Origin of the sequence: Mediterranea sp. An20 (assembly GCF_002160055.1) — a bacterium.
Taxonomy (GTDB): Bacteria; Bacteroidota; Bacteroidia; order Bacteroidales; family Bacteroidaceae; genus Bacteroides; species Bacteroides avicola.
The window spans coordinates 1-15855 of record NZ_NFJV01000010.1 but is presented as its reverse complement, the minus strand read 5'-3'; the positions used below and the strand labels follow the sequence as shown (position 1 = coordinate 15855).

16 protein-coding genes are annotated in these 15855 nt (G+C 40.3%); 1 reads left to right on the top strand and 15 read right to left on the bottom strand.

The window, feature by feature from the left end; translation table 11 throughout:
* Positions 1-20: 20 nt before the first annotated feature.
* The 8 genes from B5F34_RS07330 to B5F34_RS07295 form a co-directional block, all read right to left on the bottom strand.
* Complete coding sequence (locus B5F34_RS07330) at positions 21-791, bottom strand: glycosyltransferase family 2 protein (protein ID WP_087336689.1); 771 nt, start codon at positions 789-791, stop codon at positions 21-23.
* On the bottom strand, positions 784-1902 hold the full coding sequence (gene glf / locus B5F34_RS07325) for a UDP-galactopyranose mutase (protein ID WP_087336686.1): 1119 nt from the start codon (positions 1900-1902) through the stop codon (positions 784-786). The genes B5F34_RS07330 and glf overlap by 8 nt, the downstream gene beginning before the upstream one ends.
* A 351-nt stretch (positions 1903-2253) precedes the next feature.
* Positions 2254-3438, bottom strand: coding sequence for an O-antigen ligase family protein (locus B5F34_RS07320; RefSeq protein ID WP_087336683.1), 1185 nt, complete (start codon positions 3436-3438; stop codon positions 2254-2256).
* Entirely contained in the window at positions 3431-4408 is a 978-nt protein-coding gene (locus tag B5F34_RS07315) for a glycosyltransferase family 52 (RefSeq protein WP_162609302.1), read from the bottom strand. The genes B5F34_RS07320 and B5F34_RS07315 overlap by 8 nt, the downstream gene beginning before the upstream one ends.
* A gap of 5 nt (positions 4409-4413) precedes the next feature.
* On the bottom strand, positions 4414-5952 hold the full coding sequence (locus tag B5F34_RS07310; RefSeq protein ID WP_140392977.1) for a hypothetical protein: 1539 nt from the start codon (positions 5950-5952) through the stop codon (positions 4414-4416).
* Positions 5928-7115: a glycosyltransferase gene (locus tag B5F34_RS07305; RefSeq protein ID WP_087336674.1), complete on the bottom strand. Its 1188-nt coding sequence runs from the start codon at positions 7113-7115 to the stop codon at positions 5928-5930. The genes B5F34_RS07310 and B5F34_RS07305 overlap by 25 nt, the downstream gene beginning before the upstream one ends.
* 104 nt (positions 7116-7219) lie before the next feature.
* On the bottom strand, positions 7220-8317 hold the full coding sequence (locus B5F34_RS07300; protein WP_087336670.1) for an N-acetyl sugar amidotransferase: 1098 nt from the start codon (positions 8315-8317) through the stop codon (positions 7220-7222).
* 25 nt (positions 8318-8342) lie between these two features.
* On the bottom strand, positions 8343-9215 hold the full coding sequence (locus B5F34_RS07295) for a sugar phosphate nucleotidyltransferase (RefSeq protein ID WP_239448859.1): 873 nt from the start codon (positions 9213-9215) through the stop codon (positions 8343-8345).
* Here B5F34_RS07295 and B5F34_RS17870 point away from each other — a divergent pair.
* Positions 9132-9305: a hypothetical protein gene (locus B5F34_RS17870; RefSeq protein ID WP_239448865.1), complete on the top strand. Its 174-nt coding sequence runs from the start codon at positions 9132-9134 to the stop codon at positions 9303-9305. The two genes, B5F34_RS07295 and B5F34_RS17870, sit on opposite strands and share 84 nt — an antisense overlap.
* Before the next feature lie 114 nt (positions 9306-9419).
* Here B5F34_RS17870 and B5F34_RS07290 read toward each other — a convergent pair whose 3' ends face one another.
* The 7 genes from B5F34_RS07290 to B5F34_RS07260 are packed head-to-tail and all read right to left on the bottom strand — an operon-like array spanning position 9420 to position 15728.
* Positions 9420-10160 (bottom strand): SDR family oxidoreductase, encoded by a 741-nt coding sequence (locus B5F34_RS07290; protein ID WP_239448857.1) that lies wholly within the window; start codon positions 10158-10160, stop codon positions 9420-9422.
* Positions 10157-11065, bottom strand: a complete 909-nt coding sequence (locus tag B5F34_RS07285) for a Gfo/Idh/MocA family oxidoreductase (RefSeq protein ID WP_087336664.1) — start codon at positions 11063-11065, stop codon at positions 10157-10159. Before B5F34_RS07285 ends, B5F34_RS07290 begins: the two co-directional genes overlap by 4 nt.
* Positions 11062-11784 carry an acylneuraminate cytidylyltransferase family protein gene (locus B5F34_RS07280; RefSeq protein ID WP_087336661.1) on the bottom strand — a complete coding sequence of 241 codons (723 nt, stop codon included), beginning with the start codon at positions 11782-11784 and terminating at the stop codon, positions 11062-11064. Before B5F34_RS07280 ends, B5F34_RS07285 begins: the two co-directional genes overlap by 4 nt.
* Positions 11781-12944: a UDP-N-acetylglucosamine 2-epimerase gene (gene neuC / locus B5F34_RS07275; protein ID WP_087336658.1), complete on the bottom strand. Its 1164-nt coding sequence runs from the start codon at positions 12942-12944 to the stop codon at positions 11781-11783. The genes B5F34_RS07280 and neuC overlap by 4 nt, the downstream gene beginning before the upstream one ends.
* Complete coding sequence (neuB, locus tag B5F34_RS07270) at positions 12941-13954, bottom strand: N-acetylneuraminate synthase (protein WP_087336655.1); 1014 nt, start codon at positions 13952-13954, stop codon at positions 12941-12943. The genes neuC and neuB overlap by 4 nt, the downstream gene beginning before the upstream one ends.
* Positions 13951-14583 carry an acetyltransferase gene (locus tag B5F34_RS07265; RefSeq protein ID WP_087336652.1) on the bottom strand — a complete coding sequence of 211 codons (633 nt, stop codon included), beginning with the start codon at positions 14581-14583 and terminating at the stop codon, positions 13951-13953. Before B5F34_RS07265 ends, neuB begins: the two co-directional genes overlap by 4 nt.
* Entirely contained in the window at positions 14580-15728 is a 1149-nt protein-coding gene (locus B5F34_RS07260) for a LegC family aminotransferase (protein WP_087336650.1), read from the bottom strand. Before B5F34_RS07260 ends, B5F34_RS07265 begins: the two co-directional genes overlap by 4 nt.
* Positions 15729-15855: the final 127 nt, after the last annotated feature.

The window sequence follows — 15855 nt, the reverse complement described above, 5'->3', positions numbered from 1 at the left end:
GTACTTCAACACACTCCTACTCATTTCCGATATTTCAAATAAGACAAAATTGCCCAGCAAGTAATGTAATACCAGCAAAGCGGCAAAGGAAGTTTCTCTATCTTCCGTAACACATTCCACTGCGGAATGATGACCTTCTTCTTGTTTCCTGTAACAGAACTCTTACGCAAACGATAGTCCACCAATACATTCAGGTTTCCGTATGCATAGTCTATTTTCTTCAGAATAGCCAACAGATACACAAAGTCATCCCGCATGCTTCCCAAGCCCTCATCGAAGAAAGAAAGTCCGCATCTCTCCCTGTCATAGACAACGGTAGAAGGAAATATCGGGTTACTCTTCAGAATAGATTGATACGTCACTCTTTCCGGTACAATAAAAGGCCGCAGTATTTCTTCTTCAGTAAATTCATCGATTCTCCGATAAGAAGAAAACACCAAAGCAGCATTCTTTTTCTCCATGAATGCCAGTTGTTCCTCAAGGAAAGTAGGATGCCAAAGGTCGTCTGAATCCAAGAAAGCAATAAACCTCCCCCGTGCTGCCCGCAACGCAATGTTTCTGGCACCCGACGAGCCTTTGTTTTGTTTCGAAGCTATCAGTTTTATCCGCTCATCCTGCTGGGCGTACTTCTCCACAACGGCTATACCCGCCCCATCATCCGGCGAACAGTCATCTACGACAATCATCTCCCAATCCGTATATGTCTGACTCAACACGGACTCAATGGTTTTACCCACAAAGGCAGCACCTTTGTACATGGGGGTAATAATAGATACCAAACTTTTACTCATTGTATGATGTATGCAATAATTTATCGACTTGTTTCCATGCACTTTCTATCACCTGGTGCATGTCATAGTATTTATACTCGGCCAATCTCCCGCCAAACACGACCTTGTCCTGAGCATCTGCCAGTTCTTTATACCGCCGATAAAGAGTGGAATTCCTTTCATCATTCACCGGATAATAAGGCTCATCACCCGGCTTCCACTCTGCAGAATATTCTCTGGATATCACCGTGTCCGGTTGCTGCCCGAATTCAAAATGTTTATGCTCAATGATGCGTGTGTAAGGTGTATCGGCATCCGTATAGTTGACAACGGCATTTCCCTGAAAATTGGCAACACCTTCCAACAATTCCGTTTCAAAACGAACAGTCCTGTATTCCAGATGCCCGAAACAATAATCAAAATAACGGTCTATCTCACCCGTATATATCACCTTGTCGGCAATAGAATCGAAATAAGACTTATCACCCAAATAATCTGTACCCAATCTGACTTCTACGCCTTCCAACATCTTTTCTATCAAAGCCGTATATCCCCCGATAGGAATGCCCTGATATTTGTCATTGAAATAATTGTTATCAAACGTAAACCGCACAGGCAAACGTTTGATAATGAATGCAGGAAGTTCAGTGGCTTTCCTACCCCATTGTTTCTCAGTATATCCTTTAATCAAGGTATAATAGATATCTTTCCCTATCAACGAAATTGCCTGCTCCTCCAGATTCTTAGGATTTACTATGCCTGATTCTTTCCGCTGTTTTTCTATTCGCTCTGCCGCCTCTTCCGGTGTAGTTACTCCCCACATCTGATAGAAAGTATTCATGTTGAAAGGGAGATTGTAAAGTTTTCCTTTGTAATTGGCTACCGGAGAATTGGTATAGCGGTTAAACTCCACAAAAGAATTTACGAAGTCCCACACCCGTCTGTTGCTGGTGTGGAAGATGTGTGCACCGTATTTATGGACATTAATACCGTTGATACTTTCGGTATAGACATTGCCGCCAATGTGGGGACGTTTGTCTATTAACAGGCATTTCTTACCGCTACGGAAAAGACAATAAGAGGTTACGGAACCGAACAGGCCGGCTCCGATAATGAGGTAATCGTAAGTCATAAACTTTACAAATAATAAAAATTACAAATCCAATTCTATAAGTTAAAATAATACTTTATGCTAATTTAGTAAGCGCCCAATTTTAGGGCATACTCCGTCAAAATAGCAATAGAGAGTGTCATATAAACTGATTCCTGTAAAAAATCGTTCTGGCGCAATTCACATAGTCCCAGCATCCGTACGCAACGCCCCTCCGTCCCCCTCTTTCTCATCCTCACAGTCTAGTTCAGATTTCTCTAGCTCTCTGGTGGAAGTCTTCTTCCGGACCTTCTGTCATCCGTCACCGAGGCGTTCCTGCCAGGTGTAATCAAACTGCCTCTGAAATGACTTCACTTGCCTATTATTATAGCCTTATGCAATACGCCATTGGGAAATGCTCACATAGTTTGTTTTGGAAAAAACACGACATAAATACAAAATTATAACCATCAAAGAAGTCGGAAATCCGACATCTATATACGGCTGAAACATTGAGATAATGAAAAGGTATAGAAATAAAGTCTTTCCATTAATATCCAATGTTCTAAAAATCAGAATATAAAAGACCAAAAAAAATACTAGTTCAAATACGCCATAACTAGCCATTATCTGCAGCACCAAATTATGAGCTGGAGAGCCATCTGGATAACTGGAAGAATAGTATAACGCATCTTCCCCTTTACCTAAAATAGGTGACTCTACGAAAAAATCCCAAAAGCCTTTATACAGTTCTTCACGAGTTACATTATTATCCAAATCATTACGCATCGTATATTCTGATAATAAATCAAGCAACATTGAATAGCATATAAAACCTACGATAATTGCAATAACTAAATAAAAATAAAACGATCTCTTATCTGAATATTTATAATAAAAAGTTACAATAAATAGAGCAAGAATTGCAGTCCTGCATTCCGACAATAATAATCCTATTAATAATAGAATCCACAAAATGAATTTGTACAACATTTTATAGCGTACAAACATTAATAACAGGAAAGCAATGCCCACATATACCGCATAAAAATTACGGTGTAAAGCAAATCCAGAAAATGTTCCGCCTATTGAATAAAACAATGCCTTAATATGAATCGGAGCCAGAGAGAAATATAATATTGGTAAAATTGACCAAAAAAGTAATACAAACAATATAAGATTTTGCATTTTAGTACCAAAATGAAATTTAGGCAAAATTCCAACTAAAACCATATATACACACAAAGCCATAATACCTTCGGGAATTTTAAAACTAAATCCATTTTGAAACATTGAAAGTGTAAATACACTCATTGCTAAATAACAAAATACAAGTATGGATCTTCCATATATTTTTGTGTTTAAGGATATCAAAACAATAGAAAGCAAGAAATTCACCATTATGGCACCATATCCGGTAAATAGAAAATACTTCTCTATATCAGGTAAATAGTTCCATATAATGCTTCCTTTCCAAGCGGGGAATAATGCAAAGAACAAATTTGTCAATAACATAACATTAAGAAGAAACCTTGTAACATCATCCCTTTTTATTATTATTGTATTACATCTATTCATTACGATACTTTTGCAAATAACCCATTCCCAATATTACTTTCTCTACACTTTTATCCAAACTATATATAGCTGTCGAATTAACAGTTATAGCAGATTTTATATTATGTTTGGACATTAATACTAATAATTCGAATGGTATGTAGGAAGGAATAAATTCTGCAAATGGGAATATACTCTTATAATCTGTTTTTTCACGAGGATGAGATTTTATACAAACTTTTTTACCTTCACAGAAATATGTTTGCAATATATCTCGATACATCTGGATTTTCTTATCCTCATCAATCATTCCATCTTCTGAAAAACATTGAGTCAAAAGAAGAATATCATAATTATAGTTTTTTTTCAATAATACCTCATTTGCACATAGTAAATGCAAAATTTCATTTTGAACTTTTACAGATAAGCGTCCCCAACTCTCTTGCAAAGAGAAGATTTCAATCTTTTCACGATTATATGGCGGAACTTCCATCATCCCACTTAAATATATTTTCTTTATTTTAGGGTGAAAACCCATAGGCTGAGACACAACGCCTCTTAAAGAGTTAATAATAGATTTCAACTTCCAAAGAAAATAATGTTCTTTCTTATATAGAACTATAGTATCTACATCCGTATAATTTCCGACTCCGTCCTCAAGCAATATATAAAACAAAGAGTTTGATATAACAAACTGGGCAAAAATCAGATGATCTTGACCATACGACACCTTTTTATATAATCGATACTTCAAATAAACTATCGGGAGCAGTACCCAACATCTACATATATTCAATAAGCTGTATAGTACTCCACCTTGCTTTTTCTTTATAATAAAAGAATGACCTTTAAACTGTTCTTTAACAATATCTGGAATTCCACTTCCAAAAAAGAAAAAAGTACTCTCAATATTACGTGGAAATAATATTAAATAAAGAAATAATGAATATACTGTATCAACTTGACAAATTTGAGTATATAATCTCTTCATAATCCCTAACATTTATGAAATATTACTTTATAAATTCTTCTGACTATACCTTTAGTCGGTTTATCGATAATATATAAGACTATTGAATATACTATCAATAAGCAAAAAGCTATAACCAATGTATTGAATGAAAAACCTACAACTGTACTATTATCTTTTAAAAGATTATGTTGAAATAAAACTTGTGGCATTAAAGATATCGGAAATAACACCACAAGATATTTTAAAACTTTCTGCCAGTACTCTCCTACTGAAGAACAAAAGCCGTTTCGAAAAAGGAAAAAAGGTTTCCAAAGCACTACTATCAAACTTAATGATATCACACCTCCTAAGACAACACCTCCTATACCCAACAAGTGCCCGAAAACAATTGCAACAAATAGATTTATACAAGCTTCAGCCATAGGAGCCCATGTATCTTTATAAAGGACATAAGCGCCTATAAAATAATTAATTGGCAAACGAACAATTCCTACATACATAATATATAACATAAGCAAGAAAATCCATCTATCCAAAACATACTCCGCCCCCAACCATAATTTAATAAAAGATTCTATTTGGTAATAACATGTTGTACAAACAACGCCACCTATTATAAAAAATAATGCATTAAACTGAAAAAATATAGACAAAATCTTAGCTTTGTTACCTTCCGCCACCAAATTGCCAAAACTTGCAGTTATCCCTCTCATACAAATATTCAATACACTAACAAATCTGACTAATATCATCGTATAATTAGTATATATCGTTACCTTTACAAGAGAAGAAAATACATAAATCAATATATTTGTGCTCTGATTCAGTACAAAAGCTGAAATATTATGAGGAATAACTTGCTTTATTGTTCTAAATAAAGTCGCATAATTTCTATATATTTCTTTTCCATGATGATAACTCGTAACCAACCAAGGATATTTCTTCTTTACAATACGATTTATAGCAATACCATATATTATCCCCCAAAACAATTCTATGCCTAACCAAACAACATACCCATAACCTAAATATTTTAGTGCAACTATTTGACATGCGAATTTCAAGGTCTGCGCACCATAAGTAAAAGAAGTTACAATATATTCCCTTTGGTCTGCTACAAGTAAAGTCTGCTTATAACTAATAAAGTAACCAACCAAATTAGCCAATAAGAATGTATAATATCCGCCAACTATATATATATCAGGAAGTCCAGATTCCGAAAAAAAAGGTACAAGAAAAAAGGAGATGATAATTCCTAAAACAAGAATAGTGACACCAATAATTCGGTATAAAAAACCAAATATTGATATTACATCTTTAATTCTAGATTCATCTTTTTTATAAATCAATTCATATAATGTGCCCGAAATTGCGGAGGTCAAACCTAATTCTGCAAGATTCAGAAAGCCTAAAATATTAAGTAATGTTGAACTTAACCCAACAACATCAGCACCCAAATATTTAATAAATATGCTTCTTGAAACAAAATTAAAGATAATCGATATGCCTAAAAAGACAGATGATATCCTGAAATTCTTCAAGCTTTGCTCTGTTCGTGACATTGTGATAACTCTCTATATAAATCCAACCACTTGGCACCAATCTTTTCTATTGAAAATTTTTGAACACTCTGTATCGCATTTAAGGACATCTCATACATTTTATCTTGATTCATTATCAATTTCTCAATTTTTAAAGCCATTTCGTTAATGTTATTATTCTTCACAATAAACCCATTCTGTCCATCTTTTATGATATCCTTCAATGCCGCAAACGAATTCATTGCAATAGGAACACAGCCCATTTGTTGAGCTTCTATTAAAGTCATTCCCCATCCTTCTATTGCAGAAGTCATTAAAAATATCGAAGCTTTTTCATAATAAACCTGTGGAGATTGCCATCCTTCAAATGAAACATTCTTTAATCCCAACTTTTCTGACATCTTTTTATACAACTCACTACTAGGACCTTTACCTACTATTTGCAATTTCCAATTAGGATATTTCAAGTACAAGAGGCTCCAACATTTTAAAACAAGACTAATCCGTTTTGCCCCTTCTTCTAATCTAGAAACGACTAAAATCACATTATCCTTGACAGGACGATTTTCTAGGAAAGAAGAAAACGAACAAGGATTATTAATAACAACCATTTTCTGATTGTCAACATGATACGCTTTCTGAAAAGCCTCTATAAAACTCTCGGATAATAAAACAAACTTATCTGCCAATAAATAAGATTCCCTATTCTTTTTATATGCAGATTTTCTGACACGGATTTTCCACAAAGGGAATATTAGTAATTTTATAATAAGCTTTAATGAGTATGTCAAATCACCACTATAGACACAATTTGTAAAGGTACGCATACTAACAGTTGAATATAAATACTGCAGCTCATAATTTGGCATATTATGCAATTCAGTAACTATTTTACATGATGTACCTTTTATTGCTTCATAAGCCATTTCTGCTAAATGCTCCCCTTCTGGCACACATAATATGTCTATTCCTTTATCAACAATACTCTCATGAATTTTGTGTGCTGAAAGTCTCTTAATAGGCAACTCCGTTATACGGCTATCAACCGGAGACAAATGACGATAAGACGTATACACATAAACATCTGGCTGTGCAGCAAGATAATTTTCCCTCAATATTATTGTACGTGAAGCACCAGAGTCCTCAATATGAATATCACGCCTATAAATAAATAATAAATTCATCTTTCAAAACAACTACTAAAAAAGAGTGTATGTGCCAATCTTCAAAGTTCTATAATCAATCGCTATATGAACTCGGCACATACACTCATATTCTATTAACAATACTATTTCAGCACCCAACGTTCAAATTGGTCTTTCTCAAACAACTCCCGGTTATAGTGCTTATCCACAATATCCCAAAACTCTTTCTCGGAATATCCAAGGAATTCACAAAAGTCTCTTACACACAGAGGATCCAAAGCATGATCGTGTTCCTTCACCAGTTTGAATGCTTCATCCCGCGTAATCATTCCATAACGAACCATGCGTGCCGCATAATCCGTAGCCGAAGCATGACCGAATTTGGGATATTTCATCCATGAATGTACCAAATAAGCACGACTGTCTACCTGATCCATCTGTTCTACGTGGTGCGTACGATTCCATTCATGTGTCAAATCATGGAAGCCATAATGTTTGGCTATCTCATAATTTTTAAAACTGTTCCATTCCACAAAATAACTCAAATAGATAGGAACCAAGCGATTTAGGTCTTCCTGCGTGGGTGGCTCAAAGAAATTCAAATCTTTCATTGTTACCCCATCACCCAACAACTCCTCTTCCGGTATGCCGGAACCTACTCCGTTGAAAATCTGATCTCTGGCCGAATAAGTTTCAACAGCACCACTACCTCCATACTCATAGCTGACATTTTCGCCATAAACCAGCAGGGGTGTATTGAACTTCAAAGCCATGTGCAACGGATAGGTATAAATATAGCGGTCAATGAAATAAGTGGGTTTACCATAGCGCTCAAACGTCTTGCGCATGATGATTTTCTGAGCCCTGATGTTGGGCTTCATACTGATAATATCGCAACCGAAAGCTTCTGAGATATTCTTCAAATTGTGCTTCCCAGCCTCTGTCATAGGGAAATTGTCCTCTACGGAAACCAGCAACGGATTCATGTGCAATACTTCTTTCATCAGATAAGTCTGGAAATGTGAATCCTTGCCACCGCTGACGGCTATCATACAGTCATATCCATTGGAACCATTCATACCTCTATACTTATCACATAAGACTTTCAACTCCTCAAAACGGGCGTTATAGTCCACATTCTTCCTATTCTCGTATGACTGACAGGCAGAACATACCCCATTCTCATTGAAAGTAATGCCAGGACGGGTATCCGGCATCACGCATTTAGTGCAATACTTCATTGTAATCAAATTTTTTAAAGTGATTTTATTTATAAACATGCTTTACGATCTCCCTTGCCCTCTCCAGTTCATCATGCTGCCCTATATCAATCCAATAGCCCGAAATTGGATAACGAATTACTTTATAGCCTTTCTCTATCAATAAATCCATAAAGTCCGTAGCATTGAAAAACTCGTTCTCCGGAATCAAATCCAACCGTTCTTTCTTTATCAAATAGATGCCGGCATTGGCATAATAGCTGATGGTCGGTTTTTCTGTTACCCCCTTAATCTCCCGACCTTCCAGATTGAATACCCCATAAGGTACCTTCACCACGTAAGGCACAGCCGCCACACTCATATCGGCATTGTTCTGTGTAAAATGCAGGTAGAAATCCTCGTAATCAATATTGGTGAACAAATCGGAATTCATTACCAAGATGGTATCATTATAAAAGGTTTCTACGAACTTAATACTTCCTATAGTTCCCAAGTATTTAGGCTCACGAACAGTATTAATCTCCACACCATCGCGAGGTACACTGAAATGTTCCTCAATCTGTTCCCGAAGATAATTAACTGTAACAGATATATGGTTTAATCCGTATGATATCAAACTATCAATGTTGTAATCAATGATACACTTGTCTCCAATCTTAATCAAAGGCTTAGGAGTCTTTTCCGTCAGCGGACGAAGTCTTTCTCCTTTTCCTCCGGCCATCAATACAGCATCTATGGGAAGTTTGGTACGGTATTTTTCCAGATTGATTATCTCTATGATATGGTCTTCTGCATCCAAGACAGGAACAAGCTTCATTTTAAGTTCCCGTTGCTTATGAAGATGAATCACATCATCGTTTACACCTCGGCGAAGGAAATTGAAATTACGATGAACTGCCGCCTCAATTGGACTGTCCACTCCGACTCCTTTTATCAACGCCCTACGGATATCACCATCAGTCAAAGTCCCCACCATTCGTTGCAAATTATCAACAACGAACAACACTAAAGGACCATTGGAAATGCTGTTGATTCTTTGAAGAGCATCAATCAAAATGTGATCTTGCGAAATAATGTGAATATCTATCATTCGTCTGTACAAGATTAATCATCACTACATTCTTTAGATTGCCGTCCATCCACCATCCACCATCAAATTATGCCCTGTGATAAACGAAGCTTCATCCGAAAGCAAGAAGCTGACAGCCGGGGCTATTTCTTCCGGTCTGCCCATGCGTTTCAAAGGGGACTTGGCAGAATAACGTTCGATGAAAGAAGGATGTTGCTTGTCAATAATTCCACCCGGTGATACAACATTCACACGCACGCCGTATTTTCCATAATAGGAAGCCAGGTAACGGGAAAAGTTGATGATACCGCCTTTAATGGCTGTATAGGCGGCAGGTGAAGTGCCACCATAACCCTCATAAATGGTAAAATCGTTACCGACCACCCCATAAATAGAACCAAAGTTCACAACGGAACCAAAACCTTGCTCCTTCATAATCTCCAGAACTTTCTGACAAATAAAAAAGCAAGAATTCAACTGCATATCTACGTTCTTACGCCAGGATTCCAAAGGAACATCTTCAAAAAAAGCTCCCCAATCCTTGGTACGTGGGTAACCGCTGTTGGCTATCCCGTCTATGCGACCATATCTCTCCTTCACCGATACTATGAAATTCTCTATTGCGGAGAAATCGGTCATATCCAGTTTATATTCACCTTTTTCCCAATCGGTTTCAGTGGAAATATCGGCATTGATACAAATGCCACCTTTCCGACGGACATCTTTGACGATTTCACGGCCTATCAGACCACAACCGCCTATCACTATGATTACTTTGTCTTTTAATATCATCATCCCAAACAGATTTTGAGTACATTATAAGCATCTTCAATGGTATTGAAGTTGAAATTCTTCGACTCCAGCATAGAAAGGAAAAAGCGCATTTGCGCAGTATAGGTATCAGTTATCCTTTGGGAATACTGTTCCAGAATTTCTCCTTTGCTATTGGATAGTGTATTGTTTAACAGATTGGCTGTATAAGTATCCTCATCAGTCACAATCTCGCACATACGCTTACTATCTCTGCGGTAGTAATTAAGTATGATGTTCACATTGAAAGCCGGATATTCCAATAAGTAATTGGCATAATCGCAGGCACGTATACCTAAGGAGGACTTGTGTGTAAATACTTTATGGATGTTTTGCGGTTGTCCAAACAGCCAATACACATAGTCTATCTCGTGTATCAGGTCTATATGTACACCACCGCCTAATTCAGGAATGGCACTGTAAGATTGGCGATAATCCGTACCCGGACGCCAATCCGGAAGATAAGATCCGCAGTACACATTCACCTCATTGACGGTAACACGCTGTAATAACTTTTGCAACGAACGGATTACTTCCAAGAAACGCAGATTACATGCGACATAAGTTGGAATTTGTCGCATTTTGAATCTTTCGACTAAATCCTTCCCTTGCAGGCTGTCAAACAACGGTTTCTCTATGAAAAGTGGCATTCCGTTTTCTTTGAGCCTTTCTATCGCCTGCCGATGCATGGATGTCGGATTAGAAACAATAGCGAAATCATAATGCAAGCTTAATGCCTCTTCCCACGTATGCCAATCATGGACACGTTCATAAGGTTTGGCATCGCAACTGGACCGGAGAGCGTGAATATCCACCTCCGGATGGCATTGACGCAAGGCAGCGATATGTTTCCTGGCTATCGAACCCAAGCCGATTATCAAGACTTTCATGACATGAAATCCAGTTTCCCGTTACTAAGCAGATAAGACATGAATTCAAAATCAATGGGATGATCCATATCAAAACAGATATGGGGCATCACATAGACCAATGACCTGTCCGTAATGGCACCACGATAGCCTTCCTCAAAAAAACATCGTCTGTAGAAATAAAAAGAAGCATTCAAGTCATAGCACTTCGGGGCTGATTGCCGAGTAAATACATTCCCTGCCGGTTTGACTACCTGAGCATAGTATCCATTGGACTTCTGTTCCACCATATTGAAATAGGGACTGCGGCCGGCCTCATTGACCGAAAAAAGATTGACGGCATTTTCATCTTTCTGAAGAATGGCAAAGGCATCCTCTAAGTCCTGCAAAGTGCGTAATGGAGATGTTACGTCTAAGTCAAGGACATAATCATATTTACAATGATTCTTTCCTTCCGAATAAAGCAGGATATCTTTAATGGCATCAATCTTGCCAACTGTATCATTAGCCAGATAATCCGGACGTTTGTAATCGGAAGACAAACCGCAGGAACAAGCCACTTCCCGAATCTCATCGGAATCCGTAGAAAGAGCTATCTCTACATTTTTGAATGAAGCCTTGAATTTATTGGCTATATTAATGGTATAACCTATTAACGGCATACCGTTTATGGACTTAATGTTTTTGCCGGGTATTCCTTTGGAACCACCTCGGGCACAAATAGTAATCAAGATATTCATCTCTGATAAATGTTATAGAATGACTTTTGAAGCAGATTTTTCAGCGGATAACTCCCAATTATTTTATGAATAAAAGCAATGGTACCTTCTTTGTCATAGGGATTGTGCACATTTCTGGACATAGCAATCCAAGAAGAAGACAGAATCTTACACAAACCTTCCACAATAGACTGTTGGGATGTTTCACAATGCCATACACTCTCCGCCACAATCCTTCCCTTCTGCCTATCCCCAACATCCAATGTCGGAATACCAAAACTGGGTACTTCAATGATACCGCTCGACGAGTTACCGACCACGGCACTCACGTATTTCAAGGCAGACAGATAACGCTGCAAGCCCAAAGAAGGAATCGCCATACAGCGTTCCGGATGCAGCGACACGTATTCATGAATCAGCCGGATAATGATACGACCGTCCGTGTCGCTATTAGGCAATGTGAAAATGATTTTGTAATCGGGAAACTCATCCAACGCGTCCAACAGGTTCCGGCACTGGTCTGCCGCCGTATGGTTCTCCAAAGTCACCGGATGATAAGTAACCAGCAGGGATTTCTCTCCCAACTCAAACCGAATGCTCTCCTCCAATGCAGACTTGGACATCAAGGGAACCCGCTTAATGTTCTCCACACCAATGGCACCTACATAAAAGACCCGGTCGGGCTGCTCGCCCAGTTGAATGACACGCTGGCGATAGGCTTCCGTACTGGTAAAATGTAAATGGCTCATTTTGGTGATGGCATGCCGGATGCAGTCATCGTAAGCACCTTCCGTAATTTCCCCGCCATGCAGATGGGCAACGGGAATTTTAAAGAACAAAGCGGCAGAAACAGCCGCCAGAACTTCAAAACGGTCACCTAAAACCACTATCAGATCCGGCTGCAAATCTTCGTATGCATCGGCAAAGCCAATCGTTGCCAAGCCGACAGATTTTGTCGTGGCATTCGGAGTATCCGAAGAAAGAAGCATTTGCACTTTCTTGTCTATCCGGAAACCATCTTTCTCTATTTCCCGATAAGTCAGACCAAATTCGGGAGACAGATGCATGTTGGTTGCTATAACTTGCAACTGCAAGTCCTTATCTTCCTGAATGACACGCATCAATCCACTCAGCAATCCATATTCGGCACGGCTACCGGTTACTACGCAAATCTTCCTCATAGTTCGATAGGTTCTTCTTCCTGGTAATCACGGGTGGCACAGGTACCTATCACTTCTTCCCAACGCATCGGAGAAATACCGTTTCCAGGACGCTTGACGGTCAGATTCTGTTCGGTCAATAAGTCTCCTTTACGGATGGAACAAGCAGCCACAATACTTTTGCGGGCAACCGTCATATTCTTGCGTTCAGATTCAGATATGGTTTTGTGGCCATCACCCAGAGCCTGTTCTATGTTACGGATAGCTTTCACCATGGCCCGAAGTTCCTCCGGTTCCAAAGAAGCTTTGTGGTCCGGTCCTTCCATCGTCTTATCCAATGTGAAATGTTTTTCGATGACGGTGGCGCCAAGGGCTACTGCCGCTATGGGGACTTCTATCCCTTCGGTATGATCGGAATAACCGACCTTCACTCCGAATATCCTGCCTATTTCAAGCATGGCTTTCAGGTTGACATCTTTCATCGGAGTAGGATATTCCGTGTTGCAATGAAGAATGGTAACCTGTTCTTTCCGCACGCCATTGGACAGCAGGACTTGAAGGGCAGCCTCAATGTCGGCAAGCTCGCACATCCCCGTAGACAATATGACCGGCTCGCCATACCGGGCTATCTTTCTCAAATAAGGATAGTTGGTAATTTCACCCGAAGGCACCTTCCAAAGACCTAAATCCAATGAATGCAGGTAGTCGATGCTGTCCAAATCAAAAGCCGTGGAGAAAAAGCGGATGCCTCTTGCGCGACAATAAGTAACCAGCTCTTCATGCTGCTCACGGGAAAGTTCCAGCCGCTTCAGCATAGCGTACTGGCTGTTGTCCGCGGGATCGCCCATATTGCGACGTTGGTACTCAGCCTGACGGGCTGTCTTGGACACCAACTTGTCTGCTTTAAATGTCTGGAATTTGATGATGTCTACACCGGCGGTTGCAGCCTCGTCCACCAGACGTTTGGCCAAATCGAGCGAACCGTTGTGGTTGACACCCGCCTCGGCTATAATCAATACCTTGGAATTCATCTCTTTATTTTCAATATTGCCGGATTTCCCGAATAAACACCGGGTTTAAGGATACTCTTGCGGACAAAACTGCCTGCGCCAACCAGCACGTCATTACAAATGCTTACGGCATTGGCCAACACGGACTGGCTGCCGATAAAGCAGTTGTCGCCAATGTTGCAGTCTCCGTTAACCATGACACCTGTGGAAATATGGCAATGGTTTCCCACTCGAGCACTATGTTCTACATTACAACCGGTATTCAGTATCACATTCTCGCCTACTTCCGCTCCGGCATTGACAAAAGCATGGTGCATTACCACTGTTCCTTTCCCTATCACAGCATGACGGGATACATAAGCCGTAGAAGCTATCAGCGTGGCTAACTCTCCCCCTGCGGCAAGCACCTTTTCATAAAGCCTGATGCGGAGCGAGGGATCTTTGATGAAACCGACCGTAATGACAAACTCGCAGGAAGCTGCATAATTGGCTATTGCATCATCTGTACCGATAATAGAATAACCCAATACCTCCCTGCCAACTTCCGCAGGTACATCCAGAATACCGCGGATAGTGCGCCCGCAACTTTCAGCCACTTCTATGACGGACTGACAATGACCACCGCCGCCTATCAGAACCAAAGGTTTCATGCTTTCAGCCGAACGCTACTCGGTATATTCACAATCCTGTCCGCCAGCCACTGCGTATTCTTCAGCCCGTCCGTCTCACAGTGCTTGAACATCTCCAGACGATTCATCAGTTCCCACACTGGACGGGTCATTACACCGTGGTCGTTGGTATATTCCAAAAACTCCTGCTGGGCGGTCTTGTCCTTCAGCATCACCACGTTCAGCCAATAATTGGAGCGGCAATCGGCCGGCTCGGTGAAGAAAGTGATGTCAGGGATATCCTTGAAGAAATCGGCATAGATGGCCGCCGTCTCCCGTTTGTTCGCCACATAACGGTCGATATTCTCCAACTGGGCGCAGCCCAAGGCAGCGTTGATGTTGGGCATGCGGTAATTGTAACCGATATGGTCATGCACGAAAGCCCAACGGTGGGGCACCTTCGCCTGGGTGGTCAGGTGCTTGGCCAATTTGCCCAACTCCTCATCCTGGAACAGAAGCATGCCGCCGCCTCCGGTAGTGATGGTCTTGTTGCCGTTAAAGCTGATGGCACCCACCTTGCCGAATGTACCGGTATGACGGCCTTTGTACAGGCTGCCAATGCTCTCAGCGGCATCCTCCACCAGTTCCAGATGCCATTCTTCGCAGACGGATACCAATTCGTCTATTTTGACAGGATGGCCGAAGGTATGCATCGGTACGCAGGCCTTTACTCTGCGGCCGGTATGCTTATTATAGCACACACCGTTTTTAACCTCTGCATTCTTTACCAACCAATCTTTCACAGCCTTAGGAGAAAGTCCCAACGTATCCATGTCCACATCAATAAACACGGGGTGGGCACCGATGTAGCTGATAGCGTTGCAGGTGGCAATAAAAGTCAGAGCCTGGGTCAGCACCTCGTCGTCACGCTCTACGCCGACAAGCATCATCGCCATGTGCAGGGCGTTCGTGCCGCTCACGCACACAACCGCCTTCCTGGCACCCGTATAGGCGGCCATGTCCGCCTCAAAACGGTCCACGAACTGACCGACACTGGATACAAAAGTGGTATCTATGCACTCTTCCAAATACTTCTTCTCGTTGCCGATGAAGAGCGGGGCATGCAGGGGAACGGTTTCCTCTGTCCCGAACAGTTGATGGATAAAATCGGTTATTTGATTGTACATCATATCTTTTACATTTTCTGATCCAGATTCTTTCCTTTCTCCACATGCTCAAAGTTCGGCAGGAAGCGTTTGATGGCTTCCACCACTTCGGCCTTGGTAAAATCAGGCTCATGGAAAATATCTTCCA